Annotated in this window: 23 protein-coding genes; 4 read left to right on the forward strand and 19 right to left on the reverse strand. The window is 55.3% G+C overall.

From position 1 onward, the window contains the following. Position 1: 1 nt before the first annotated feature. The 5 genes from GC101_RS13205 to GC101_RS13225 form a co-directional block, all read right to left on the reverse strand. Positions 2-1,207: an anti-sigma factor gene (locus GC101_RS13205; RefSeq protein ID WP_171717645.1), complete on the reverse strand. Its 1,206-nt coding sequence runs from the start codon at positions 1,205-1,207 to the stop codon at positions 2-4. After that, the gene (locus tag GC101_RS13210) at positions 1,200-1,703 is read right to left on the reverse strand and encodes a sigma-70 family RNA polymerase sigma factor (protein WP_171717646.1); all 504 of its coding nucleotides are present in this window, start codon (positions 1,701-1,703) and stop codon (positions 1,200-1,202) included. Before GC101_RS13210 ends, GC101_RS13205 begins: the two co-directional genes overlap by 8 nt. Before the next feature lie 523 nt (positions 1,704-2,226). After that, on the reverse strand, positions 2,227-3,513 hold the full coding sequence (locus tag GC101_RS13215) for an ATP-binding protein (RefSeq protein ID WP_042134433.1): 1,287 nt from the start codon (positions 3,511-3,513) through the stop codon (positions 2,227-2,229). Position 3,514: 1 nt separating this feature from the next. Beyond that, the gene (locus tag GC101_RS13220) at positions 3,515-4,963 is read right to left on the reverse strand and encodes an RtcB family protein (RefSeq protein WP_171717647.1); all 1,449 of its coding nucleotides are present in this window, start codon (positions 4,961-4,963) and stop codon (positions 3,515-3,517) included. Positions 4,964-5,312: 349 nt separating this feature from the next. Beyond that, positions 5,313-5,573: a YqkE family protein gene (locus GC101_RS13225; RefSeq protein WP_076242414.1), complete on the reverse strand. Its 261-nt coding sequence runs from the start codon at positions 5,571-5,573 to the stop codon at positions 5,313-5,315. A gap of 90 nt (positions 5,574-5,663) precedes the next feature. Here GC101_RS13225 and GC101_RS13230 point away from each other — a divergent pair, with 90 nt between their 5' ends. Next, on the forward strand, positions 5,664-6,011 hold the full coding sequence (locus GC101_RS13230) for a winged helix-turn-helix transcriptional regulator (RefSeq protein ID WP_039299846.1): 348 nt from the start codon (positions 5,664-5,666) through the stop codon (positions 6,009-6,011). Positions 6,012-6,048: 37 nt separating this feature from the next. Here the strand turns inward: GC101_RS13230 and GC101_RS13235 are convergent, their stop codons facing one another. Further along, complete coding sequence (locus tag GC101_RS13235; RefSeq protein ID WP_171717648.1) at positions 6,049-6,552, reverse strand: GNAT family N-acetyltransferase; 504 nt, start codon at positions 6,550-6,552, stop codon at positions 6,049-6,051. Between the two features lie 118 nt (positions 6,553-6,670). Next, a complete protein-coding gene (locus GC101_RS13240) occupies positions 6,671-7,513 on the reverse strand; it encodes an SDR family oxidoreductase (protein ID WP_171717649.1) in 843 nt (280 codons plus the stop codon). A gap of 182 nt (positions 7,514-7,695) precedes the next feature. On the opposite strand from GC101_RS13240, the gene csaA reads away from it, so the two are divergent. Next, positions 7,696-8,025: a chaperone CsaA gene (gene csaA, locus GC101_RS13245; protein ID WP_171717650.1), complete on the forward strand. Its 330-nt coding sequence runs from the start codon at positions 7,696-7,698 to the stop codon at positions 8,023-8,025. Between the two features lie 534 nt (positions 8,026-8,559). Here the strand turns inward: csaA and GC101_RS13250 are convergent. Beyond that, entirely contained in the window at positions 8,560-9,912 is a 1,353-nt protein-coding gene (locus GC101_RS13250) for a PQQ-dependent sugar dehydrogenase (RefSeq protein WP_246354319.1), read from the reverse strand. Positions 9,913-10,098: 186 nt separating this feature from the next. Here GC101_RS13250 and GC101_RS13255 point away from each other — a divergent pair, with 186 nt between their 5' ends. Continuing rightward, positions 10,099-11,193: a M24 family metallopeptidase gene (locus tag GC101_RS13255; protein WP_171717651.1), complete on the forward strand. Its 1,095-nt coding sequence runs from the start codon at positions 10,099-10,101 to the stop codon at positions 11,191-11,193. Between the two features lie 67 nt (positions 11,194-11,260). Here GC101_RS13255 and GC101_RS13260 read toward each other — a convergent pair whose 3' ends face one another. Then, positions 11,261-11,986, reverse strand: coding sequence for a queuosine precursor transporter (locus GC101_RS13260; protein WP_042134420.1), 726 nt, complete (start codon positions 11,984-11,986; stop codon positions 11,261-11,263). A gap of 394 nt (positions 11,987-12,380) precedes the next feature. Between GC101_RS13260 and GC101_RS13265 the strand changes: the two genes are divergently transcribed. Further along, entirely contained in the window at positions 12,381-14,069 is a 1,689-nt protein-coding gene (locus tag GC101_RS13265) for a methyl-accepting chemotaxis protein (protein WP_171717652.1), read from the forward strand. Between the two features lie 449 nt (positions 14,070-14,518). Here the strand turns inward: GC101_RS13265 and GC101_RS13270 are convergent, their stop codons facing one another. From GC101_RS13270 to cbiB, 10 genes are all read right to left on the reverse strand, one after another. Further along, positions 14,519-14,845 (reverse strand): YnfA family protein, encoded by a 327-nt coding sequence (locus GC101_RS13270; RefSeq protein ID WP_042134414.1) that lies wholly within the window; start codon positions 14,843-14,845, stop codon positions 14,519-14,521. 2 nt (positions 14,846-14,847) lie between these two features. Beyond that, entirely contained in the window at positions 14,848-16,401 is a 1,554-nt protein-coding gene (locus tag GC101_RS13275; RefSeq protein ID WP_171717664.1) for a cobyric acid synthase, read from the reverse strand. A 307-nt stretch (positions 16,402-16,708) separates the two neighbouring features. After that, positions 16,709-17,518: an adenosylcobinamide-GDP ribazoletransferase gene (gene cobS / locus GC101_RS13280; RefSeq protein ID WP_076242409.1), complete on the reverse strand. Its 810-nt coding sequence runs from the start codon at positions 17,516-17,518 to the stop codon at positions 16,709-16,711. After that, positions 17,515-18,078: a bifunctional adenosylcobinamide kinase/adenosylcobinamide-phosphate guanylyltransferase gene (gene cobU / locus GC101_RS13285; RefSeq protein ID WP_171717653.1), complete on the reverse strand. Its 564-nt coding sequence runs from the start codon at positions 18,076-18,078 to the stop codon at positions 17,515-17,517. The genes cobS and cobU overlap by 4 nt, the downstream gene beginning before the upstream one ends. Next, on the reverse strand, positions 18,075-19,136 hold the full coding sequence (cobT, locus tag GC101_RS13290; RefSeq protein ID WP_171717654.1) for a nicotinate-nucleotide--dimethylbenzimidazole phosphoribosyltransferase: 1,062 nt from the start codon (positions 19,134-19,136) through the stop codon (positions 18,075-18,077). Before cobT ends, cobU begins: the two co-directional genes overlap by 4 nt. Before the next feature lie 203 nt (positions 19,137-19,339). Beyond that, the gene (locus GC101_RS13295) at positions 19,340-20,509 is read right to left on the reverse strand and encodes an aminotransferase class I/II-fold pyridoxal phosphate-dependent enzyme (RefSeq protein WP_425497146.1); all 1,170 of its coding nucleotides are present in this window, start codon (positions 20,507-20,509) and stop codon (positions 19,340-19,342) included. A 59-nt stretch (positions 20,510-20,568) separates the two neighbouring features. Continuing rightward, a complete protein-coding gene (locus GC101_RS13300) occupies positions 20,569-21,540 on the reverse strand; it encodes a D-alanine--D-alanine ligase (RefSeq protein ID WP_216626592.1) in 972 nt (323 codons plus the stop codon). Positions 21,541-21,554: 14 nt separating this feature from the next. After that, the gene (locus GC101_RS13305; RefSeq protein ID WP_171717656.1) at positions 21,555-23,015 is read right to left on the reverse strand and encodes an aminotransferase-like domain-containing protein; all 1,461 of its coding nucleotides are present in this window, start codon (positions 23,013-23,015) and stop codon (positions 21,555-21,557) included. 206 nt (positions 23,016-23,221) lie between these two features. Continuing rightward, a complete protein-coding gene (locus GC101_RS13310; RefSeq protein WP_246354323.1) occupies positions 23,222-24,310 on the reverse strand; it encodes a histidine phosphatase family protein in 1,089 nt (362 codons plus the stop codon). Positions 24,311-24,321: 11 nt separating this feature from the next. Continuing rightward, the gene (gene cbiB / locus GC101_RS13315; protein WP_171717658.1) at positions 24,322-25,287 is read right to left on the reverse strand and encodes an adenosylcobinamide-phosphate synthase CbiB; all 966 of its coding nucleotides are present in this window, start codon (positions 25,285-25,287) and stop codon (positions 24,322-24,324) included. Positions 25,288-25,324: the final 37 nt, after the last annotated feature.

A 25,324-nucleotide genomic window follows, 5' to 3' on the forward strand; every position in this document is an offset into this window, starting at 1 on the left:
CTCATTCCCGCCAATTCCAGAGCCGGACTTCACCCACCCGCATATAGCTGACCCAGGAAGCCTCGCGCAGCTTCAGCAGTTCCTTGACGGGTCCGGTAGCAACGGCTCCATAGATCTGAACTCCATGCTCCTGAAGATAGGAGAGAGAAGTATCCAGTTCAATAAACGGCGCTGCCTTCCTGGCCAGTGACTGATGCTTCTGCAGCAGCTTAAGCGTTTTGATGAAGTTCGCATCACGCAGTGCCCCATCCCCATAGGGTTCAACAGAAGGCGATACGCTGCTGTAGGAGGAGACCGAGCTGAACCAGCCTGTTTTCTCAGTGGTGACCTCTGATTTCAGCATATCATCGTCATGCCAGATCGGCTCATAGGGAAATCCCAGCGGAGAAGTAACCACCTCATCGTGGGTAGAAGGGCCGGTATCTGCCCCGAACCAGACCGGACGCAAATTCAGCACTTCAAACTCCTTCAGCAGCTCATCTGTGGTAAATAAATGGTCAAAGGACAGATAAGCTTCGGCAACCGTACCCTCGGGAAGCTTATCCAGCTTGTTCCACTCATCGCTGTTATCCCCGCTGCTAACGGAACCATCTGCTGCCGGATAGTAGAAAATGTAATTACCCGCATTCCGGTCATCCATCCAGTTGAACACTCCGGGATAGGATAGCCCCAGGAGAAAGGTCTGATTGTAATTACCCATCTGAACCTTCTCCCCGCCTACCTGCTTCAGCAGTTTACCGGTCAGATTCATCCGGAAGACCGATTTCGCATTGCTGGTAAGATATGTGGTTGTGTTGGGCCGGGTCACGGCAATCGCCGAGGATACAACATCACTATAGGTCTCACCACGGTTCCCGGTGTTGTAGAATACTATAGTAATAATATTACTGATGATCATGAAGAGAATGAAAGCCATAAATACAGTAAGGGTGTTCACGAGCCGCGCCTTCCATTTGCCGCGGCGGATAATTTTCTTCTCCCGCTTTTCCGCCTTTTTCTTTACCTTCTTGAGTCCCGGAGAATCGCTGCCGGCCGGGTCCGCCTTGGTCCACCGTTCGCTGGTCTGCTCTTCCCGCTCCATTTGCTCCTCCAGATACAGCTGATAAGCCTCCAGCTTCTCCAGTTCACTCTCTAGCGCCTCCCGCTCTTCCTCCGGAAGTGTTCCCTCACTATATTTCCTCAGCTGTTCTTTGAAGTCCTCACTCATGCTCATTCCTCCTCCGGTCCGCCTCACGCAGCTTCTGCCTGGCGCGGAATACCAATATCTTGTATTGGGACAAACCTACGTTCATGACGCCAGCAGCTTCCTTGTAGGTCAGCCCGTGATAATCATGCAGCAGCAGCGCATGGCACTGCCCCTCCGGCAGGCGGCTGAGTGCCAGTGCTGTCTCTTCCCAGCGTTCCTGACGCAGCAAAGTCCCCTCCGTGGTCTCGGGATGGGGCAGCCCGCTGAAAAACCCGTCATCCTTGGACACACTCCGCTTTTCCTTGCGCTTGTAATCCACGAAGACATTGTAAGCCACACGGAACAGCCACGGCTTAATCCGCTCTTCCCGGCAATCCTCCAGATACAGATATGCCCGGTAGAAGGTCTCCTGCATTAAGTCTTCGGCCGCATGGTGGTCATGGCAGAGGGAGCGCAGATAGCGGTAGATGTCCGCCACATAATTCTCATATAGATCATCCAGCGAATTCGGCTCCATCTCCTCCCCCCTTAATCCATCCACGTATGAGAATGCCAAAAGTTACACTTCTGTATGAAAATTTCCCGTATCCGCGCCGTTGCTGAGGGGACAGAGGGGAAGCTAAGTTTGTTAACGGACAGCAGCACGCTTATTTGCGGATTTTTGTCGGTAGCGTCAAGAAGTTTTGCTTACAGTTCGGAGTGCTGCGGATGATCTAAGTGGAATTAGTACATCTAATTTGGCGTCAAAGGGTACATTTTATTAAAAGCAATTGGAAAAACAACACTTAATCGGTCCGATTTCAGCTAAATCCGGGTGGGTCGGTGGATTAAGTGGACTTTTTCCAACTGCTTACTCTCAACTCTCCGTTTCGGCAGAATTAAGTGCCTTTTTTCCAACTATGTCCACTGTCCCCGGTAGCCACTAAATAAATAAATAAGGAGTAAGCTTCGCTTCTCTAAATCTATAAACTCTTATCCTCCCAGGAAAAAGGGAGCCTCCCGGCTCCCCAAATCTTTCCCATTACAGTTGCTTCTCTTACTTAATAAAACCCGATACTGGACGAAGCGTCCTTCATCCATTCACGCTTGCGACCTTTGTCCAGTTCGCCGCGCATGCCGCGCACCAGCGACTCGACATCAGCCGTGCCATTCTCATGCCATTCCAGTGCCGCACTGACATACAGCTCGCCAAGCTGGGTCAGGGAGAAATCCCCTGTCAGGCGCGCAGCCGTGGCCGTACCTTCCTCACCCGCGAAGGCGGAGAACCCGCGCAGCTGCAGATATTCGAGGCGCAGCGCCTCATTTGGCATCTTGATCTCATAGGCCCGGTCGAAGCGCCCGGCGCGGTTCATGAGGCCGGGGTCTATTTTCTCCGGATAATTGGTGGTGCCGATCAGGAAGATGCCTTCCTTCGAAGTAGCCCCGTCCAGCGTGTTCAGGAAAAAGGAGCGGACCTCCTGCGGCATGGAATCGATGTCCTCAATCACCAGTACCATCGGCGCCAGCCGGGCCGCAGCCTCGAACACCTCATTCACTGACTCACTGCTCGTATATTCGGTAATCTGCCAGTAGATCACAGGTCCCGGTACACTTCCGGCGATCGATTTGACGAGCGTAGTCTTGCCGTTGCCCGGATGTCCGTAGAGCAGAATGCCCCGCTTGTACGGGATATCGTAAGTGACGTAGAAGCTGCGGTCCGAATCAAAAAACTGGTCGAGCGAACGGTAGATTTCTTTCTTGATCCCCGCGTCCAGCACGACCTCCTCACGCCCGACAGAGCGGGTGATGGGTTCATCCTCACGGAAGATTCCGTTACGCCGGTCAGTGAACACCGTCACCTTATTAATGTTCTGCTCCCGCTGCCGGGTACGCACATTGGCCAGGAAGAATTGCAGCTGTGCATCAGATGCCGCGAACACATAGTCCTGGAAGTTGATGCCGTTCTCCTGGAACACAGGCACCCGCGCCAGCGCAATGCCCATGGCAGGATACGCCAGCACATTATTGCGGATCGAGAGATGGATATTGTACTCCGGCTGCTCTTTATCATCGTCATACACAAACGTCCGGTCCTCCAGGCGGTCAAAAATCCGCGCCACATGCTCCACCCCGGCATTCCCGCTCTGCACATCGTTCTCCAGCAGCTTCCAGTATTCACTGTTGGGGTCATCGCTCGCATACAGCTCATAACGGACGCCGTAGCGGCTGTAGAGCGCTTCAAGTATGCCGTCAACCAGGCGCGCGTACACATCATAACCTTTGATGATTCCGGCTCTGTCTTCATCGTATTCGTAGATTACAGTAGGTTTCTTAATCTCCTGCTCCATCCTATTTCGTCCCCTTTATCGCTGCGAGCGGCTTGCATTTGGCCACAACAGCAGCCAGGCCGGCGCCCGTAACGCTTTCTATAATCTCATCTACATTCTTATAGGCCTGGGGAGATTCGTCAATGATAGATTCCAGGGAATGCTGATTCACTACAATCTCGTCTGCCGTCCCCACCTTCATCGACCGGGAGAATTCATCGACAGACACCAGCCGCTTCGTCGCCGAGCGGGAGCGGATGCGTCCGGCTCCATGGCAGATCGAATAATAATTCTCTTCTCCTCCGGGCTGGCCGACCATGATGTAGGAAGCGGTGCCCATCGAGCCGGGAATCAGCGCCGGATGCCCGGTCGCCGCATAAGCCCGCGGATTATCCGCATGGTCTGCAGGCAGGGCGCGTGTCGCCCCTTTGCGGTGAACAAACTTGGTGCCTGAGGAGGTCTCCTCTTCCCACGCATAATTGTGCATCAGATCGTAGAGGGTGCGCAGCTCGCATTTCGTGCCGAAGACGTCACGGAAGCCCTCACGTACACCATAAGCGATCAGATGGCGGTTCACTACCGCATAGTTCAGCGCCGAGTACATCAGATTAACATAGCGCTGGGCCTGCGGATGTGCCAGGGGCGCATAGATCAGGCGCGGGTCTGCGCTGCCAAGTCCAAGCTGGCCCATGACCTTGGCGAAGGCCGGGGTACAGAACTGATTGACCATACCTCCCCAGGCCCGGGAGCCGGAGTGGATCATCACGGCAATCTGCCCGTCCCTAAGCCCCCACGCTTCAGCCACTTGCCGCTGCTCCTCGGCGATTTCAATCGCCTGGATCTCAACGAAATGGTTACCCCCGCCAAGGGTGCCGAGCTGGCGGTGCCCCCGGTGCCAGGCCATATCCGGCAGCTCATTCAGAATCTCGTCATCGAAGGCAAGCTTGCTGATCTCCACATGGGACAGTGTGCTTGATTTCTTCGGAGTGTAGCTGTCCGGAACATATTTGCTGGGCAGGCCGTGCAGTCCCTTGCGCACGATATTCTCCAGCCGGATATCGCTGTAGTGCCCTCGCTGCTGGGCCTCCATCGGCAGATACTTCTCAATTGCACGGACCAGCTTCCGGCGCAGCTTCACTTCACGCAGATCATCCATATGCAGATTGGTCAGATGTACACGCATGCCGCAGCCGATATCACTGCCTACAATGGACGGCGAGACGTAGCCTGACGCGGCATCCCAGACCGCGGTAGTCCCGATGCAGGTTCCGACGCCTACATGTACATCAGGAGTGTAGCTCATATATTCAATATTTGGAATCTGCAGATTGTTGTTAGCCATTTCCAGGACCTTATAATCAAGTGAGCCGAACAATTGCTCACTTGCATATACCTTGAGATCGCCGCCCGGAAGGGCCACCTCATGTTTGTAGCGGGATACATCGCCCGCCTGCTGCTTCATGCTATTCATAAATGTTTTCATTTCCTCTCAGGTTGGTAAGATAAATTCCAGTTTTGTGGTACGCAAAAAGAGCCGCAGATCAGTTCTGATCATGCGGCTCCCGGAGCGCTGGGTGCAGCTTCGAATTCAAGCCGGGACACCCGTATGCAGTTGTGACATATTAAGCACGCTGCGTATTATGTCTTCCGGACGAAGGCGATGAGATCAGATTGTTCATATGCGGTTGTAATGTGACTGTGCGGCGTTCTCAAACCATTTGTTCCAATCATGACCCATCGGCCTCCCTTCTCTAAATGATAAACCCAATAATATATGGCGCTGCTGCAGATTGTCAACCCTGAATCTGGTAAAGTTTGTTTTATTTGAATTTCGACCAGTCCTGATTGCTGTTCTCCAGCAGGTGGCCGAAATCATTCTCCAGACGTTTCTGCTCTGCCTTGCGTTTGTCCTCCGCTTCCTTGAGGGCGGCGTCTTTCTTGCCTTGCTCTTCGGCTTTGAGCGCATCGGACTGCGCCTTCAGCTTGTCCAGCACCTCGCGGCTGAGCAGGTCTTTGAGCGTTGCCGGAGCATCGGCCGCAGCAGGGCGCGGAGCCGGAGTTATCTTCTTCTTTTTAGCCAAGGGAATCATCCTTTCAAGTAGTGCAAATAGTTCAAATTTGTTTTAGTTATAGGTCTTTTCGTTTATAATGTACAGTAAGAGGTGAGCCTAATGAAATCCACAGAGTTATGTCCAAGGTTACAAAAAAGCATGGATATTATCGGCAGACGTTGGACGGGCTTAATCATCTATCAGCTTCTGCAAGGTCCCCAGCGCTTCGGCGCCATCGAAGCTTCGCTGCCGGTCAGCGGCAGGCTTTTGTCCGAGCGGCTGAAGGAACTGGAGCAGGAGGGTATCGTCCTGCGCGAGGTTTTTCCCGAAACGCCTGTAAGAATCCAGTATTCGTTAACTGACAAGGGCCGGGCCCTGGAATCCGTCATCCGTGATTTGCAGGTATGGTCGGAGGACTGGATTACGGAAGAGGAATGCCGGTCTGCTTCAGCTGCTCCTCCGCAATAAGTTTCACACACTGTTTCTGCGAAAGCCTTATATAAATTTACAGCTTGCGGCCTACGATAACAAGGTCACGCGGAATGCCGTCCAGCACGGCGACACCCGGCAGCAGGCCCCATTGTCCGAAACCAAACTTCCGCAGCAGCGCAAGACTTGGCTCATTGTGGCCAAACACAAAGCCGACCAGGTTCTGCAGACCAAGACGCGGACATTCCTGAAGCGCCTTGGTCAGCAGGATACTTCCGGCGCCGCTGCCGCGGAATTTTTCATTTACATAGACACTGATCTCTGCCGTTCCATTATAGGCCGGACGCCCATAGAATGACTGGAAGCTGAACCAGGCCGCAATTTCGCCGCCTTGCCGCAGAACCCAGAGCGGACGGTGATGGCTGTTATGCTCATGGAACCACTTCACTCTATCCTCCACGGCTACCGGCGTAAGATCCGCTGTTACCATTCTTCCGGCAACCGTCGTGTTATAAATCTCCACAATCGCTCCCAAATCCTCAATTGCCGCATCCTCTATGCTGTAACCTTGCCAATCCATGCTATGATTCCTCCTAAAAGTTGTATGTGATATGTGAACAACATTTCCCTCATCCTACGGCTCAAATCCAAAGTTGTTGTACAAAAGGCAGGATTTCAGCTTTTTCAAGCAGCTTAGGCTAGTTCAGCCCTGTCTGTTCCAGACTCCACTTCCACAGCCGTGCGGCTTCTTCTGTATTCTTCGCCCTTGGCGATAATTCCTTGATCTCGCGGCGGTAATAATATTGTCCGCTTACTTCGCTCAGCTCCGGCGCAGCCGCCAGATAGATAGCGGTGTCTGCACCTTTCTCAGGCGTCAGGAAGAAGTAGGACAGCAGCTTCAGCAGTGAGCGCCCAAAGCCTGTTTCCCGGTTCACTCCGATGCTCGTCCCCACCGCTCCCGGATGCACACAGTTCGCAGTAACCCTGGTGCCCTTCAGTTGAGCAGCCAGCTCGCGGGTAAACAGGATGTTGGCCAGTTTGGAACGGGCGTAAGCCTTAGCCGGGTTGAAGCCGCGTGACAGCGTATGATCCTCCAGATGCAGCTTGCCAATCTTGTAAGCACCTGAAGCCACTACCACAATCCTGCCCTGTTCAGCATGCTTCAGTCTATCCAATAACAACATGGTGAGCAGAAAATGCCCCAGATGATTCACGCCCAAATCCTGCTCATAGCCGTCTGAAGTAAGCTCACGTCTGATGGCGACTACGCCAGCATTATTGATCAGCACATCAAGCACCGGGTAGCCGGCCGTGAATTCCTCTGCAAAAGCGCGAATGCTTGCGAACGAACCCAGATCGCACAGCATCAGCCTGATTTGATCAGAGCCGCTCTGGCGCACTGCTTCCGCAAGAGCTTCCTCCCCGCGTTTACGGCTGCGGCAGGCCATGATTACATGGGCTCCTCTGCGGGCCATTTCCACTGTCGTAGCCAGTCCCATGCCGGAATTCGCACCGGTGACAAGCACGGTCTTTCCTTTCATGGACATCTTCCCCTCTCTTGCGGGCCAGCCAGGCCAGGGCATGGCGTAGCCTTTTCAGAGTATATGTTTTATGATAATGTTACATCATTTCTGAGGGTTAAAATAGCCCCTGGGCATGGAATAACTTCTCAAGAAGTTTATTCCCGGTTAGATGCAACTTATCCACTACAGGGGGCGGGTACATGGCTACGATTGAAGATTTCTTGAAGCTGGACATACGCATAGGAACCATTCTGTCCGCTGAGCTTTTTCCTGAAGCACGCAAACCGGCGATTAAGCTGCAGATCGATTTCGGGGAACTCGGCATCAAGACCTCCAGTGCGCAGATCACCAAACGTTACACTCCGGAAGAGCTGATCGGCCGGCAGATTGCCGCTGTCGTGAACTTCCCGTCCAGACGGATTGCCGGCTTCCTCTCGGAAGTGCTCGTCCTCGGCGGCGTACCGGAGGAAGGCGATGTGATTCTGCTGGCTCCGGAGCAGCAGGTTCCGAACGGAACGCCGATCGCGTAACGGACCCGCTGAACCGGCCACCCCGGGTATGCCGCTTGCACTGCGTAGTCTCGTAAGCTCACAGGCCTGACGGTAAGAATATCGTCTGCTACCCATGGTGCACGGTATGTAAGCAAACCGCAGGTGCTGATCGGTTGCTTGCGGGCTGGCTGAGCCGGAGTTTGCACGCTGCAAGCCCATAACAGGAAAGGCTGTCCTCTGTGCAGGTGATCTGCAAGGAGGACAGCCTTTGTTTGTTTCATAATTACAGAGTTACAGAGTGAAACGGACTCAGATGACGCTATTTTGCGGAAAAGGGTGCTTTTGACGTTTATCCGGACTCAGAAGCCCTTATTTGGAATATTATAGACCCGAACACGGTAAAACAGAGCCATTAAGGTCATCTGAGTCCGCAACAGACAGAAACCGGGCTAATATCCGGAAATAACGGCTTCTCAGTCCGCATCAGCGGCGGATGGCCGAGAAATCCCTTCTCCATTAGCATAGCCTGGTAAAGTGCCGGAGGAAATAAACGGAAAATACAGCTAACAGCCCTTATTTCCAATTCGGCCGCAGCGCAATCAGCTTATCATCCTGTGCGCGCGGGTTGCCTCTGCCATCACGGTTATTGGTCATAATGTACAGGGTGCCGTCAGGCCCTTCCGCCACATTGCGGATTCGGCCATACTTCTCTTTGAATAAATCCGTAATCTTAGGCTTGCCGCCCGAAGGAGACAAAGAAACCCGCAGCAGCTGCTGCCCCGCCAGACCGGCAACCAACAGTTCGCCGCTCCATGGCCCCTGCGTAATAAATGTCATGCCCGACGGCGCCCAGGTCACCTCCCCGCTGTGTGCCAGCGGAGCCTTCAGCTTCAGCTTAGCGGCTCCGGTCTCATCGCCTTCAATCAGCGGCCAGCCGTAATTGGACCCGGCCTGAATACGATTGATCTCATCATGGCTCGACTGGCCATGCTCCGAGCTGTATAAGACTCCGCTCTCCGGCTGCCAGGCCAGACCCTGCGGATTGCGGTGGCCCATGCTATAGACCGGAGATCCCGGCCACGGGTTATCTTCAGGGATGCCGCCGCTGGTGGTAATCCGCAGTATTTTTCCGCCCAGGCTGGTCTTATCCTGCGCGAGCTCAGGCTCATAGCGTTCACCTGTGGTGATGTACAAATAGCCGTCCGGGCCCAGCTTAACCCTTCCGCCGTTATGATTGGTGTCCCCTGGTATATTATCCAGCAGAACCTGCTTGATCTCCGCTTTGCTGCTGCCGATCTTAATCCGCAGGACCCGGTTTGCCACTCCGCCCTCCGCATTGCGGTAAGAATGATATACATATGCCAATCCGTTGCTCTCGAACTCCCGATCAAGCGCAAGTCCCAGCAACCCGCCCTCTCCCTTACTGATAAAGGGGGCTTCAAGCTCCAGCAGCGGGGCCTCACGAAGCCTGCCGTTCTCTATGACACGCAGGCTGCCCGGCCGTTCGGTGAAAAAGATCCGCCCGTCCGGAGCGAACGCCATCTCCCAAGGCACATTCAATCCGTCTGCCAGCGTATGGGCGGTATAAGGGAAGGCTGACGAAGCTGGCGGCTTCGGCGCGGCAGCCGTTACTTCCGGTGCCTGTGTGCTTCCAGAGGCACCAGGTGATGCTGCGCCAACCGGCGCACCCGTTCCTGCACTGGCAGACGCTCCCGGTGTTCTTGTCACCGGCGTTTCGGTCATTGTAGTCATCGAAGATGGAAGAGCAGTGCCGGCAGGCTGTGCGTCAAGACGCGGATTCTCTCCTGTCAACTGCCCTTGCATAGTATCTTGTTCAGAAGAGGTGCAGGCTGACAGAAGGCCCATCAGCAGGACCAAAGTTCCGCGCAGCAGAAATGTACGGGAGAGGACCGATGTACCGGACATATTCATAACCTCCTGTTAAGTGAAGCTGGAATAGGAACCAGAAATGATTGTGGCAACTATTACCCGGTGCTTAACTTCACTAAACCCCCTTTAGCATCCGCTCCAGGGACGTGCAGCCTCCCGGATTATGAATTATAATGAGAATAATGCTGTTTCAAGCGTGTATATGAAAGGGGAACTATTGCAATGAATGAAGCTCTGCTTAAACTGGAGCAAGGACTTACAGAAGGAGGCTTGGATGCTCTCCTCGTGACCGATCCCAAGCATGTATATTATCTGACCGGCTTCGCCAGCAACCCGCATGAACGCTTTCTGGGCCTGCTGCTGATCCGCGGCGAGGAGCCTGTGCTGATCGTTCCGGCGCTGGACGCCGAAGCGGCGCATGCCGCCTCCTCGGTGAAGACTATTCTGACGCACAGCGATACGGACAACCCGTACGAGCTGCTCAAATCCCGCTTCGGCGGCGCTGCTCCGGGCAGCTTCGGCATAGAGAAGGAGCACTTCTCCGTCAGCCGCTATGAGTTGCTGGCAGACGCCATCCCAGCGGGGGCATTCAGCGACATCGGCCATCTGCTCCGCGCTATGCGCGCCATGAAGACGCCTGAAGAAATCCGCATTATGAAGCATGCCGCCGAACTTGTGGAGGAAGTTCTCCGCCGGGGCCTGTCGCATGTCAAAGCCGGTGTCAGCGAGAATGAGCTGGTAGCGGAGCTTGAATACCTGATGAAAAAAGCCGGAGCCTCCGGCCCCTCCTTCGACACCATGGTGCTCTCCGGCCCGAATACGGCCCTGCCGCATGGTGTACCGGGTGAACGCAAGATTCAGCCGGGTGATCTGCTGATGTTCGATCTTGGCGTATACGCCGCTGGCTATGCCTCCGATATTACCCGCACCTTCGCTGTAGGCGAGATAGACAGCAAGCTGATAGATATCTATAATACTGTGCTTGCTGCCAATGAAGCTGGTATTGCCGCTTCTGTTGCCGGAGCCACCTTCGGTTCTGTTGACAAGGCCGCCCGTGACGTTATTGAAGCCGCCGGCTACGGCGAATACTTCATGCACCGCGTCGGACATGGTCTCGGCATGGATACCCATGAATATCCATCACTGCATGGACTCAATACGGATATTATTGCAAACGGCAACGTCTTCACAGTAGAACCGGGGATTTATGTGCCGAATCTTGGCGGCGTGCGCATTGAGGATGATGTGCTCGTTACGGCAGAGGGCCCGCAGACGCTGACCAGCTTCCCCAAAGAATTGACTGTGCTGAGCCTGTAATTCAGAAATCAAAAAAAGCCCCAATCTCTAGATCACTGGAGGTTAGGGCTTTTTTATATAAACTATTCTATGAAATATTGCGCTTGGTCTCCTGGGAAGGGACGGTCTGCTCTTCTTCAGCGAACTTAAAGGAACGGGCAAGGTATAGCACCGGTGTGCCTGCACCTGTAAGCAGGAATTTGGCCAGATAGGTAGTCAGCAGAATCTCTGTCCATACCTTCAGGTCATAGGTTCCGGCAAAAGCAATCGTACAGAAGATCAGGGTGTCGACAAAAGAGCTGATCATGGTGCTGCCGTTAGAGCGGATCCAGAGCTGCCGTGAGCTGCCGTAGTACTTGCGGATCCATGCGTATAAGCGCACATCCAGAAACTGGCTGATAAAATATGCGGTAAGACTGCCCAGCGCAAGTCTCGGCATCAGGCCGAAGATCGTCTGGAGTGAGGATTGGGCAATATCCGTCTCCTGCGGCTCAAATACAAGCACCATCTGCATAATGACAGTAGTCATTAGCAGAGTGAAGAATCCGAACCAGACGGCGTTCCGCGCTTCTGCCCGCCCGTATCTCTCATTCAGCAGGTCACTGGTCATATATAACGTGACATACATCGTATTTCCCAGCGTCATTACAATATCGAAAGGCATCGCAATCGTCTTGGCGACTTGTATATTGGCGACCACGGTTGCCATGCCGACCCAGGCATAGAGCCCTTTTTTACCGAACAACCGGTAGCAGAGCAGAAAAAACACAAAATTAACAACAACAAACAAAATCCCCCACAACAAATTAAACATATTTCTGTTAACTCCTCCTAGTTTTGGTTACGCGGGATGGTTACGAACCGCGGCTATCCACTCTTATAGAAACAAAACATTAATACTCTACCACAGAAAAAGCTAACATGCTATGAAATTTAAAATTTTCATGAAAACAGCGTATAATTCATTTTTTTCGGTAAATTGGTGATAGACTCGTTAAATATTCAATTTTTTCTGAAAAATAATGCAGTATAGAGCAAACTTTCACTATTCAACCTGAGGTTAATTCTATAGAATAGTTATCAATCACAATTCCCGTTCACAGATAGCTTCATATATGACCTACACCAATGGAATATATTGCTGCTTGCCTGGCTCTTTGTCTGGCTTGGGATATTCAGATGCAATTGACAGAAAAGGAGAGAAAGAAATGTTCCGTTTCAAAAAATCAATTAGCCGCAAGTTTACGCTTCTGCTGTTTGTCGTTCTGTTACTCACTTCTCTTTTGCTAAGTATCAGCTTCTACTTCATATCCATTAATATCATCGACAGCTATGTGATGCCGCAGATCAACAAGTCTCTGACTGCCTCAGCCCAGGATGTATATAAGAATATGAATGCTACAAGCGCGCAGCAGGCTCTTAACAAGAATGAACAGGCGGGGACCAATGTAGAATTCTATTTCGAGGAAAAGCGGAAGCAGCACGATGTTGAGACCATTTTCCTCATTGACCTGAAGGAAGGCAAAGCTACTGTTCTGGTCGCGGATCATAGTGCCAAGCTTCAGCGTGAAGAGTCCATTGAGGTATTGCCTGCCATGGAGCAAGCCTCCAAAGGAAAATCCGGACTTAGTGAAATCTATAGTGATAGTCATGGTATACATAAGACTGCATTTGTTGGCGTTCCCGGCACCACCATGCTCGTTGGCGTGAGCTCGGATGTCGGCTTTATCCAAGAAAAGATGAGCAGCATTCTGTGGACCAGTGCGGGAATCACCCTGCTGGCACTTATTATCGGACTCTCCGGCGCCACACTGATGAGCCGCAGAATCATCCGTCCGATCAAACTGCTGGCGGCCTACAGCAACAAGCTGGCCGGAGGCGATTTCACCGAAGCACTTACGATCAAAGGCAACGATGAAGTAGGCCAGCTCTCCGAGAGCTTCCGGATCATGAGTGAGCGGCTCAAGGAGATGATCGGACATGTGCTGGATACATCGGGCGCAGTAGTTGCCGATTCCAATGATCTGAAGGAACGTGTTCAGATTCTGAACAACATGGCTGAGCAATCTGCTGTCTCTGTAGAGGAAATCGGTAAAGGCAGCACCACGATTGCGAGCAGCGCACTCGATAATTCCCGGGCCATGGATGAGATCAACATCGGCATCCAGCATATCGCTTCCGCCGCCGGTGAGGTCACGGAGCAGATCAGTGAAGCCTCCGCCGAAGCGATGGGCGGTAATGACATTGCCCAGAGTGCTGTGCAGCAGATGCGCCAGGTGGAACAGGCCTCGGTACAGTCGCTGGAGCAATTCCGTATCATGAATGAACGCTCGCTGATGATCGGGGAAGTGGTGCAGGGCATTACCGAAATCACGAAGCAGATTCAGATGCTGTCGCTTAACGCATCCATTGAAGCAGCGCGCGCCGGAGAGCATGGCCGGGGATTCGCTGTCGTGGCCGGTGAAGTGCGCAAGCTGTCGGAGCAGTCCAAGGAATCCAATGAGCAGATCCGCGAATTCCTGCTCGGACTTCAGGAAGATATGAACCACTCGGTATCCGAGATGAATCACGTAAATACAGAAGTAGCTTCAGGTATGAACAAAGTGGTGGAAGCAGGCAATGCCTTCAATCATCTGCTGATTCTTATCCAGAGCATCAACCACAGCATCCAGTCCGTATCTGCCGCTACCCAGCAGATTTCGGCAGGCACCGAAGAAGTCAGCGCCTCGGTGGAAGAAACGGCACAGATTACTGCCAAGTCGCAGCAGAGCGCCGATACGCTGGCCGGCAACTCTGCCCGCCAGCACCAGGAGCTGGAAGGCCACGCGCTGACCGTAGAGCATCTGCATGAGCAGGCCGTGAAGCTGCAGAAGGCTGTCGAGCAGTTTAAGATTTAGCTTGTTCTGTTCAATCAACTCTATAAAGCTGTTTAATAATAAATATAAAAAGCAGCTCCAAAGGCCACGTGGCTGTTGGAGCTGCTTTTTTGCATAGGGACAAGTACAATCCTTCAATTCCTCAAATTTGATTCGTTGCTGGCACCTTGAGATTCTTAAGTTCACACGGGTTCAGGATAAATGTTGTACGAAATAAATGTTGTATAAATTACAACTTCGATCCATAGATACCCGGGTTTTTAGGAAGATTGTTGTATATAATACAAGAATTTCTCTGATTAGCCGTTTGGAAGAGGAGAAATCCTGCCTTCCGTACAACATTTTTGAATTAAGAGCGATGTAATCTGCAAAATGTTGTATTTTGCGCAGGATTTCATAGAATAAAAAGGTTCCATCACAATCCTTGGATGAGAATAGAGGGATTCGTGCGATAACTGATTAGGACACGCTCAGTGTCTCGGTGCCCACAAGATGACAGAGACCCCGATCACGCAGATGCCGGCGCCGATCCAGTCGTAGAGATCCGGTGTTTTCCTGTCCACCAGCCAGCCCCACAGCACAGCAAGCACGACGAATACTCCGCCATAGGCGGCATATACCCGGCCAAAGGAAGGAAACTTCTGCAGCGTCGGGATAATACCATACGCGATCAGGATGGCAGAGCCTGCCAATCCGTACCACAGCGGCCGCGATTCCCGCAGCCAGAGCCAGACCAGATACCCGCCCCCGATCTCGGCCAGTCCGGCAACAATAAACAGCAGAACCGCAATAAACATCCCTATTCCTCATTTCTTGGCAAGCCCATAATATTGTACACGGCATTCATGTCCAGATGTGACCTTACAGCATCCGCCAGCCGGTCAAATTCCTGCTCACGGAGCGCAGCAGCCGAGAAGGTTACGGATAGCGGTGCGAGTCCTTTGGCAATACGCAATCCGTCCAGCCAGCTGCGGCGCAGCCCATCGTTGTGGAACAAGCCGTGCAGATAGCTGCCCCAGATTCTGCCGTCCGGGGTTCCCCAGCCTTCCGGCAGAGCCTGTCCTTCCAGCCCGTCCAGACTGAACAGACTGCGTACCGAAGCAGCATCATGATTCGTCGTCGTTCCCATATGTATCTCGTAGCCGGTAATGGGCATCTCTCCGATTGAGGCGGGCGCCTGTGTGCTTAGTTGCAGCGGATGATCCGCAGCCAGTGTTCCGCTCACGCGTACCGTGGTCTTCTGCTGCAGGAACGCCGTTGACAGCGGCAGATACCCGAGGCCCTCACTCTCACCCGGTTCAGCACTCTCAACCGCATGAGGATCAAGCAGTTGCACCCCCAGCATCTGATACCCGCCGCAGATTCCGGCAAGCTGCTGCGTCCCCTGTCCCAGTGCACGCTCTATGGCCTCCGGGAACCCCTGCTCCCGCAAATACTGCAGGTCGGCAGCTGTATTCTTCGTGCCCGGCAATATAATGACATCCGGCGTTCCAAGCTCGTCTGCCGACAGGACATAGCGTACGGCAGCATCCGGCTCATCCTCCAGCGGAGCGAAGTCGGTGAAATTGGAGATGCGCGGATAGCGGATGACCGCAATATCAAGTTCTTTCATAGAACCTTCACGCACGCGGCCTGAGGTTCCTTCCAGAACTACGGAGTCCTCCGCCTCAATCCGCAGCTGCGGCAGGAACGGCAGCACCCCCAGCACCGGAATGCCTGTACGCTCCTCCAGCCAGTCCAGCCCGGGCTGCAGCAGCGAGACATCCCCGCGGAATTTATTGATAATGAAGCCTTTGACCCGGGCCCGTTCATGCGGCTCCAGCAGCTCCAGCGTACCCACAATGAAAGCAAACACGCCGCCCCGGTCAATATCGGCAACCAGCAGCACCGGCGCATCCGCCCAGCCGGCCAGATTCATATTGACGATATCCCGCGCCTTGAGGTTGATCTCCGCGGGGCTGCCTGCGCCTTCCATCAGCACAATATCATAGGCCTCCCGCAGACGGCCAAGCGCATCCATCACCGTCCCTTTGGCTTCGGGGAGAAACTTCTCACGGTATTCTCTCGCACTGAGCGCGGCATGCGGCACACCATGCACCACAATCTGCGCGCTCATCTCACCGGATGGCTTCAGCAGGATCGGATTCATGTCGCTGGTAGCCGTAATACCGAAGGCTTCCGCCTGCATCCCCTGGGCGCGGCCGATTTCTTTGCCGTCTGCTGTAACATAAGAATTCAGCGCCATATTCTGCGACTTGAACGGTGCCGTACGGTAGCCGTCCCGGGTCATAATCCGTCCGATGGCGGCGGTGACGAGGCTTTTGCCGACATCGGAGGCAGTTCCCTGCACCATCAGCACGGCGGCTGGCTGCTGCTTGCCGCGTCCATCTGCAACCCCCGGCGCTGCCTGGACGGTAGCTGGCTGCTGCTTATCCGCTCCACCCGCAGACCCCGGCGCGATCTGGACGGCTGCTGCCTTCAACTTATTATCCGCTTCACCCGCAGGCCCCGGTGCGGCCTGGGCGGCAGCCTTACATGCAGTTGTATCTTCCATGTTCATCTTCCTCGCTTTCTGGCTGCTGCCGGAATTAAGAACGGCACAGTTGTAATAGATCGCTGAGCCGGGCGGCGCGGCCGGCATTGCACGGCCGCGCTGTCCGCTACAGGTTGTGCTGCAGCAGCACCAGCACCAGCAGAACCACCGTCTCGAGCAGCTCACCCAGCGCGCCGTAGACGTCGCCGGTGAGCCCGCCGAGCCGGCTGGCAATCCGCCGCGCTGCGAGCATGCCGCAGGCTGCCGCAGCCGCCGGCGCCAGGATGGCCGCCGCCGCCAGCTGCGGCCAGGCCCCGCTGCCCGCGCCGAGCGCCAGAGGCGCCGCGGCAGCGGCCAGCGTAAGCAGCGCGGCGGTTAGACGCGCGCGCCGCTCCAGCCGGGCAGGCAGCCCGCCGAAGCTGGCGGCCAGCCCTTCATTGCCGCGGGCCAGCGGATAGCGGGCCATGGCCCGCACCATGTACCAGCGGCTCCAGACCGGCGGCAGCAGGAGCAGCGGCAGCATGCTGTAGCTGCCGCCTTCAATCAATGCCGCCAGCAGCGAGGCCTTCAGCAGCAGGAGCAGCACACAGGCCAGCACGCCCATAGCACCAACGCGGCTGTCCTTCATAATCTCCAGCATCCGCTCCCGCGAGCGGTAGCTGAGCAGCGCATCGGCGCTGTCCATCCAGCCGTCCAGATGCAGCCCGCCGGTCAGCCCCACCCACAGGATGAGGGTGATGACAGCGGCAGGCCAGGCCGGCAGCAGCCAGGCGGCGGCAGCTGCGCCAAGCGCGGCGCTGAGGCCGATGGCTGCGCCGACCAGCGGATAATAGACCACGCTGCGGCGCAGCAGCTCAGGCGAGAAATCCGGGCTGTATTTGACCGGAAACCGCGACAGGAACTGAAACGCGGCAGCGGCATCCCCCCGCGCGCTCACAGCAGGTACTCCCGGCTCTTCAGCTCAACAGGTATTCCGGCCGTAACCAGGAATACCTGCTCACACTGCAGGGCAAGCCGCGCGTTCATCCGTCCGGCCAGGTCACGGTACAGCCGGCCGAGTGAATAATCCGGCACAATGCCGTCGCCTACTTCATTGGTAACCAAAATTAGCGTCCCCTGGAAGCTGGAGACACTCTGTTCCAGTCCGGCAATTGCCGCTTCAACCAGTTGCTGCCGGTCACTGCATTCCTCCACAGCCAGCAGCTGGTTGGACAGCCAGAGCGTCAGGCAGTCCACCAAGACTGTCTGACCGCTGCCGCTGCCGGACAGCCGCCGGAGCAGCGCCGACAGTTCAAGCGGCTCCTCCAGAGTCTCCCAGCGGAAGCCGCCCTCCTCCCGCTGCTGCCGGTGCAGGGCAATCCGGGCCTTCATCTCTTCATCGAACGCTTGCCCGGTCGCCACATAGACCGCCTGCTGCGGGTCTGCCAGCTTCTTGGTTAAGCGCTCGGCGAAGCCGCTTTTCCCGCTGCGTGCCCCTCCTGTTACAAGGATGCTCATACGCTCTCCGACCCGGAGACCCCCGCACTCTCGAAGGTCGCCATCTCCCGCATAATCCGGCAGACCGCTTCAATGAAATGCAGGCACAGCGCGCCGCCGGTACCTTCACCGAGGCGCAGTCCGAGATCCAGCAGAGCCTCCAGACCTAGGCGGTCCAGCATCAGCTTATGCCCCTGCTCGCCGGAGACATGGGAAGCAATCATGTAAGCCGTTGATTCCGGTGCCAATGCCTTGGCGACGAGGGCTGCCGCTCCGGAAATAAAACCGTCCAGAATGACCGGAATCCGCAGCGCAGCCGCCCCCAGAATCAGACCGGCCAGGCCGGCAATCTCAAGTCCGCCTACCTTCGAGAGTACATCGATCGGGTCAGCCGGATTCGGCGCATTAACCTTCAGGGCGCGTTCGATCACCGATATTTTGTGGCGCAGCCGCTCGTCGTCAATGCCTGTCCCCCGTCCGGCCGCCGTCTCTGGCGGAATACCTTCCAGTGCGCATAATACTGCAGCACTTGCTGTAGTATTGCCGATCCCCATCTCACCGGTAATAAAAAGCTCCGTCCCGTTCTTCACCGCTTCCTGAGCCACCTGAACCCCAACCAGAATCGCGCGCAGCGCATCATCGCGGCTCATGGCAGGACCTGCCGCCATATTGTCCGTGCCGCGGCGCACTTTGCGGTCGATCAGCTCCGGATGGGTAATATCACCATTGATGCCGATGTCCACGAACTGAACTTCTGCACCACCCTGGCGGGCCAGCACGTTCACGGCTGCGCCGCCGCTCAGGAAGTTATAGGCCATCTGCATTGTAACCTCCTGCGGAAAAGCACTGACCCCTTCACAACAGACCCCATGATCCGCTGCCATAACTACTACCGTACGTTTGCTGTAACAGGGCTGTTCTACTTTGGAGATCCCGGCCAGCCGGACGGCCAGCGCCTCCAGCCGCCCGAGGCTTCCCGGCGGCTTGGTCAGGCTGTTCAGGCGGAGCACCGCGCGTAAGGTCGCTTTTTCATCAGGCGGAGCGATCCGTCCGGTTACTTCTTGTATGGCTGTGATCATGATATTACCTCCTGTTATCTATTGTATATTCTATTGAAAACAATTCACTTCTATCGGCTCTGCATACTGTCATCAGAACACAAAAAAAGCTCCCCTGCTCTGAAGAAGGGAGCTTCCGCTGACTTGGCTGCAAGCCAATTGAATTCTAACATATCCCTATTTCTTCCTTAAAGGATTATAGGTGATATAGATTGATCTTACAATTAGATTTTTACCTTCATGAAGCCTTCCAGCCGCTCCAGCGCTTCGGTCAGCTTCGCTGTAGAAGCCGCATAGGAGCAGCGGATGTACCCTTCTCCGCCAGCCCCGAACACATGGCCCGGAACAACTGCGACTCCCGCCTCCTTCAGCAGCCTTAAGGCGAATTCCTCCGAGGTCATGCCAGTGCGGGCAATGGAGGCAAAAGCATAGAATGCCCCCTGCGGCATATGGCAGGGCAGTCCGGCAGACCGCAGTCCGTCTACAAACATTGTCCGGCGGTCCTTGAAGTAGGCTTTCATCCGGTCTTTATCCGGCAGAGCACTGCGCAGGGATTCGGCAGCGGCGATCTGGCCCAGCACAGGCGCACACATGGCTGTGTATTGATGAATTTTGAGCATAGCCGCCAGCAGTTCGCGGTTCCCGCAGGCATATCCGACCCGCCATCCGGTCATGGCAAAAGCCTTCGAGAACCCGCTGATCACCACCGTCCGCTCCTTCATGCCGGGGAGTGAAGCAATACTTACATGTGTGCTGTCGTAGGTCAGCTCGGCATAGATCTCATCCGAAATCACGATCAGCCCGTGCTCCTTCACCACCTCAGCTACCGGCAGCCAGTCCTCATAGGTCATTACCGCCCCCGTAGGGTTACTCGGAAAATTCACCATCAGCAGCTTGGATCGCGGAGTGATCGCCCGCTTCAGTGCTTCGGCCGTGAGCTTAAAGCCCTGCTCCACAGTCGTCTCCACCGTGGCCAGCGTTCCGCCATTCAGATAGGCAATAGGCGCATAGGCGACATAACCCGGGGCAGGAATCAGAATCTCATCGCCCGGTGCGATGAAGGCGCGCAGCGCCAGATCCACGGCTTCACTGCTCCCTACAGTAACCAATATTTCGTCCGCAGGATCGTACTGCAGGTCGAAGCCCTTCTGCAAATACCCGGCAATCTCCTCCCGCAGCTCCAAACGTCCGCTGTTAGGCGTATACATCGTCTCCCCACGGTCCAGGGCGCGGATACAGGCCGCTCTGACCTGTTCAGGAGTAGCGAAGTCGGGTTCACCAACCCCGAGTGAAATAATATCGTTGTTACCCGCAGCCAGATCAAAAAAAGCGCGGATGCCCGAAGGCGGGATCTCTCTTAAGCGCGGAGTAATGGGCTCGCTGTGCAGGGAGATTCCAGAGAGGCGCTGGATGCGGGGGTGGCGGTCCACAGACAAAGCTGATTGTTTTCTGTTCATAACCCGCCACCCCCTTGCAGTACCAGTTGTGCTTCTGGTGCTTCCGCTGCTCCACCCATACCTCTGCGCTCCCGCAGCGATCCGCTGATAATCTCATCCAGCAGCCGGGTGAAGGAAATACCAGCAGCCCTTGCACTTTGCGGCAGCAGGCTGGTTGCGGTCATGCCGGGCAGGGTGTTCACTTCCAGCACATATGGAATGCCGTCCTTCAGCAGCATATCCACCCGTGCATACACCGCGCATTTCAGCGCCCGGTAGCAGGCAAGTGCCGCCGTATGCACCCGTTCCTCGACCTCCGCAGGTAACTGGATGATCTGTTCCTTCGCCCCGCCCTGCTCATATTTGGCGCTATAATCGAACCAGTCTGCACCCAGTGACTGAATCCCGATTACCGGCAGCATTTCATCTCCCAGAATAGAACAGGTAATCTCCTGTCCTAAGGTATATTGCTCAATCAGTACCGAGCAGTCCGCGGCAAAAGCCTTCTCCACCGCCCCGCGCAGCTCCTGCGGATGGTTCACCTTGGTCATGCCGATGCTGGAGCCGCCGGAATTCGGCTTGACCATCACCGGATAACCCAGCCGGTCCACGGCTTCCGGTGCATATTCATTGATATGCTCCCAGCACAGCCAGTCGGGTGTGGGGATGCTTTTGCTGCGGATAACCGTCTTGGCCAGCCCTTTATCCATGCAGAGACTGCTGGACAGCACGCCGCTCCCGGAGTAAGGAATGCCTAGCGTTTCAAGCGTACCTTGTACGGTGCCATCCTCGCCGTAGGTCCCATGCAGGGCGAGCAGAGCGAAGTCCAGCCCCTCTACGCCCTCCAGCAGCTCCTTCCGCGAGGTGATAGGTACAGGAATCCCGGTGTATTTTGCCGGATCCAGCGCCTTCAGCATCTCCCTGCCGGTATTCATGGACACCTCATATTCAGACGATACGCCGCCCATAATAACTCCCACTCTAATCATATCCGTACACCCCTTCATCCCATAAGTTGCCGTGCTGTCCTGCCAATAATTTCGATCCCTCTGCGTATATCCTCATCCGCCACTCTGGAGAAGCCCAGCCGCAGCGTATTCTGCCCTGTACCGTCTGTGAAGAAGATGTCTCCCGCCGTAAAAATAACCCCCTGCCCGTGGCACGCTGCCAGCAATTCCCTTGTGCTGAAGCCTTCAGCGAACGTTACAAACAGATGCAGTCCCCCGTCCCCCGACAATGAGGCATACGGAATATGCTCCTTGCAGCAGGCCAGCGTCAGCTCGTATTTGCGTTTATACTCCAGCCGGGCCTTCTTCAGATACTTCTCCAGATTGCCGCCCAGCAGATATTGGTACAAAATAGACTGGTCGAGCGTCGAGGTATGAATACTGCGTGCCCTTTTGACACTTTCGAGATAATAGATCAGCTCCTGATCCGCCAGCACCCAGCCTACCCGCAATCCGGGGAATAGCACTTTGGAGAAGCTGCCGAGGTAGATGACACTGTTCCCGCTGCCCGCCGCCGCCATTAACGGAGCCACATGGGCACCCGAATAACGCAGCTCCTCGTTGAAACCATCCTCAATAACCGGCACCTTGTAATCCGACATGAGCTTCATCAGGCCTTGTCTTTTCTCGGGAGACATGACAATTCCGGTAGGATTGTGGTAGGAGGGGACCAGATACGCACAGTCGTATTCCCGCTCTTCGAGCGCGCGCTTGAGTTCGCCGAGGTGGATGCCATCCCGCTCCATCGTTACCCCGTGAATCCCGAAGCCGTGCAGCTTCAGATTCTTGATCGCCGTATGATGCGTCGGGTTCTCACAGATTACAGCGCCATGCCGCTTACCCAGAGCAGACAACACTATGTCGAAGCCCTCCGTGAACCCGTTCGTAATCAGCAGATCCTTCCCGCGCATATCCACGCCCTTGTGCTCCATATATTGCCGCAAATAATCTATTAAAGGTTTATATCCCTTGGCATATCCATAATTCAGCAGAACGTTGCCCTCCACGGACATGCGCTCCAGAAAAGCTCTTTTCACCTGATCCAGATCGAAGAGGCTCTCATCCGGCGCGATACTGGTAAAAGAAATCGTTCCTTTCCCCGCGCGGATCCCCCGCTTCATAATGTCCAGCTCTTCCGCGAGCAGCGCCTGGCCGCTGAGCCGCTCTTTCCAGTCCATGCTCCAGGAGGCCGCTTCCGGATCTCCGTGCCCCGCTGCAGCACCTTGTGAGACATAACTCCCCTGGCCCTGCACCGTATACGCGAAGCCGTCATCCTCCAGACTCTCATAGGCCGAAATAATGGAGTTGCGGCTGACCTTGAGGAGTGTGCTGAGTTCCCGTGTCGAGGGGAGCTTCTGCCCGCCCTGGAGCGCGCTTTTGATAATAAGATGTTTCATGTAATCCTTCACCTGGATATATACCGGACGTCCGGCAATGAGCTTGAAATCCTTAAACATACCGCTATCGCCCCCATAGCTATCATGGCACAGACTCCGCCGTAAAAAAAGAACCACAGCCCCGGGATTTTCTTCCGGCTGTGGTTCTAAGGGGGGACAATGTATTCGGTTTTTCGCATACATTTGGTTCGTTAACACTATCTGCGACGCATTGTATTCGGTTTTTCGCAACCGAATTATAGCGGTCCCTAGTCCAGCTGTGGTAGCTACACTTCGCGCGGCATCATGCGCCAGGCTCCTTCATCCTTCCGAAGATTCAGTACAGTGACTTCACCCGGCGCGGGTGCAGCTGCTGTATAGAAGGTTACTCCTTCGGTCAGACGCGCCAGCAGTAGCCGGATGATGCCGCCATGAGTCACTATAAGCACGCGTGGAGGCGGGGGATTGGGTGATGAGTCTGGCGCTAATGGAACTGCAGAAGATGAAATTGGCACTGGTGGAACCGCCATAGCTGAGATTGGTACTGGTGAAACTTCTGCTGGAGGAACTACCGCTGCAGGAACTATCACTACAGGAACTACCGCTGCAGGAGCTACCGCTGGTGGAACCACCCTTGGTTCGCCGGTTGCAAGCCCGGGCATCCCACCGTTAATGCTTGTATACTCCAGTTCCTGCTCCAGCTGAGCCCAGAAATCATCCAACCGGGCTTCAAACTGTTCCCACGCTTCCCCTTCCGGCGGTGTTACTATTTCGGGGTGGTCAATCCAGCTGCGGTAATGCCCGTTATCCTTCAGCTGCTCATAATCGCAGCCTTCCCAGGCACCAAAATCCAGCTCGCGCAGCCGCGAATCATAGATGGCCTGCTGCTCCAGGTGCGGAGCCATGGCTTCCAGTGTCTCCCTGCATCTGCGCAGGTCACTGCAATAGACACGCCAGAATTCCCCGCCGAGCGCCGACTGGTCGCATAATGCGGACAATTGCTGCCGCTCCTCCGGCAGCAGCGGCAGATCGGTGCTGCCCAAATAACGGCGCTCCTTGTTCCACTGCGTATGCCCATGGCGGATAAGCACCAGCTCCAGATCATACTCCACTTCCTGTTGTGTTTCCAACTCCAGCTCCCGTTCCTGCTCCTGCTCCAACTCCTGTTCCTGCCCCAACTTCAACTTCAACTTCAACTCCACCTCCTGCTGCGGTGCCGGGTTTCTTATGCTACTGTGGCCTGCCGGAGCCGAATCCTTCAAGTGGCTTATCTTGTCATTGTCCGCATCCTTATCCTTGTCCTTATCAATGTCCTTGCCCTTGCCCTTGTCCGTATCCTTGCCCTTGTCCGTATCCTTACCCTCGTCCTTGTCCATCTGCACTCCGCTCAGCCCCCCATCCCCTGCCATAACAAGGCAACCGCTGCACACAGGCAGACAAATATGGCTGAAGACAGCATCATCATCCGCGAAGTCACAATAATATCCTCCGGCTCCATTGTCCGCAGGGGATCTCCCATGTAGGCGCGGAAGGAGGTTACGCCGTGGTATACATTTTCTCCGCCCAGGCGGATGCCCAGTGCTCCGGCAACTGCCGATTCCGGGTAGCCGCTGTTCGGGCTGGGATGAAGACGTGCATCCCTCCGCACGGTACGCCAGCATCTCCGCCAGTCCAGCCGCAGCAGCGCCGCACATAAGGTTAGGAATAGCGCTGTAATCCGCGCCGGTATGTAATTCGCGACATCATCCAGACGGGCGGATGCCCAGCCGAGGTCGCGGTACTTGTCGTTCTTGTAGCCGACCATGGAATCCAGCGTGTTCACCGCACGGTAAGCCATAGCCAGCGGAGCCCCGCCCAGCAGGGCGAAGAACAGCGGCGAGATGATCGCGTCGACGATGTTCTCCGCCACTGTTTCCACTGTGCCGCGGACGATCTCCGGGCTCTCCAGATGCACCGTATCCCGGCCGACGATCATTCCCAGCGCTCTGCGGGCAGCGGGAATATCTCCTTGGCGGAGTTCTATATATACCGCCAGCCCGGCATCCTTCAACCCTTTGGAGGCAATTGTTGTGGAGATCAGCCATACTTCGGCAGCCCCGGCCAGCCAGGGGGATATCTTATAGAGCAGCATGACAAGCAGCGCTGTCAGCATCCATGCGCCTCCTGCTACCAGGAGCGGAAGCAGCAGCCCCGCCCGCTTCAGGGCACGGGGCGCCGATGCGAAGCGGCGGATAAGCCGCTCTATCGAGCTGATGGCCTTCCCCATATAGACAACGGGATGGGGAAGATTACGCGGATCGCCGACAATCCGGTCCACAACATAAGCGGCCAACAGTATGATGGCAAGCTTCACCTTGGTTCACCCCGCTGCGGTTCCTGGCGGTCCTTCT

It is taken from the genome of Paenibacillus phytohabitans, assembly GCF_013141775.1.
In the GTDB taxonomy this organism is placed as follows: Bacteria; Bacillota; Bacilli; order Paenibacillales; family Paenibacillaceae; genus Paenibacillus_AQ; species Paenibacillus_AQ phytohabitans.

Bases quoted from the DNA above. Each gene is read 5' to 3' on its own strand.
- GC101_RS13255 (WP_171717651.1), top strand. From the start codon at position 10,099: ATGAATGAAGCTCTGCTTAAACTGGAGCAAGGACTTACAGAAGGAGGC.
- GC101_RS13270 (WP_042134414.1), bottom strand. From the start codon at position 14,845: ATGTTTATTGCGGTTCTGCTGTTTATTGTTGCCGGACTGGCCGAGATC.
- GC101_RS13260 (WP_042134420.1), bottom strand. From the start codon at position 11,986: ATGTTTAATTTGTTGTGGGGGATTTTGTTTGTTGTTGTTAATTTTGTG.
- GC101_RS13300 (WP_216626592.1), bottom strand. From the start codon at position 21,540: ATGATTAGAGTGGGAGTTATTATGGGCGGCGTATCGTCTGAATATGAG.
- GC101_RS13210 (WP_171717646.1), bottom strand. From the start codon at position 1,703: ATGGAGCCGAATTCGCTGGATGATCTATATGAGAATTATGTGGCGGAC.
- cobT (WP_171717654.1), bottom strand. From the start codon at position 19,136: ATGATCACAGCCATACAAGAAGTAACCGGACGGATCGCTCCGCCTGAT.
- GC101_RS13265 (WP_171717652.1), top strand. From the start codon at position 12,381: ATGTTCCGTTTCAAAAAATCAATTAGCCGCAAGTTTACGCTTCTGCTG.
- GC101_RS13305 (WP_171717656.1), bottom strand. From the start codon at position 23,015: ATGTTTAAGGATTTCAAGCTCATTGCCGGACGTCCGGTATATATCCAG.
- GC101_RS13235 (WP_171717648.1), bottom strand. From the start codon at position 6,552: ATGGATTGGCAAGGTTACAGCATAGAGGATGCGGCAATTGAGGATTTG.
- GC101_RS13310 (WP_246354323.1), bottom strand. From the start codon at position 24,310: ATGGACAAGGACGAGGGTAAGGATACGGACAAGGGCAAGGATACGGAC.
- GC101_RS13220 (WP_171717647.1), bottom strand. From the start codon at position 4,963: ATGAATAGCATGAAGCAGCAGGCGGGCGATGTATCCCGCTACAAACAT.
- GC101_RS13250 (WP_246354319.1), bottom strand. From the start codon at position 9,912: ATGTCCGGTACATCGGTCCTCTCCCGTACATTTCTGCTGCGCGGAACT.
- GC101_RS13230 (WP_039299846.1), top strand. From the start codon at position 5,664: ATGAAATCCACAGAGTTATGTCCAAGGTTACAAAAAAGCATGGATATT.
- cobU (WP_171717653.1), bottom strand. From the start codon at position 18,078: ATGAGCATCCTTGTAACAGGAGGGGCACGCAGCGGGAAAAGCGGCTTC.
- GC101_RS13240 (WP_171717649.1), bottom strand. From the start codon at position 7,513: ATGAAAGGAAAGACCGTGCTTGTCACCGGTGCGAATTCCGGCATGGGA.
- csaA (WP_171717650.1), top strand. From the start codon at position 7,696: ATGGCTACGATTGAAGATTTCTTGAAGCTGGACATACGCATAGGAACC.
- GC101_RS13275 (WP_171717664.1), bottom strand. From the start codon at position 16,401: ATGGTGCAGGGAACTGCCTCCGATGTCGGCAAAAGCCTCGTCACCGCC.
- GC101_RS13205 (WP_171717645.1), bottom strand. From the start codon at position 1,207: ATGAGTGAGGACTTCAAAGAACAGCTGAGGAAATATAGTGAGGGAACA.
- GC101_RS13215 (WP_042134433.1), bottom strand. From the start codon at position 3,513: ATGGAGCAGGAGATTAAGAAACCTACTGTAATCTACGAATACGATGAA.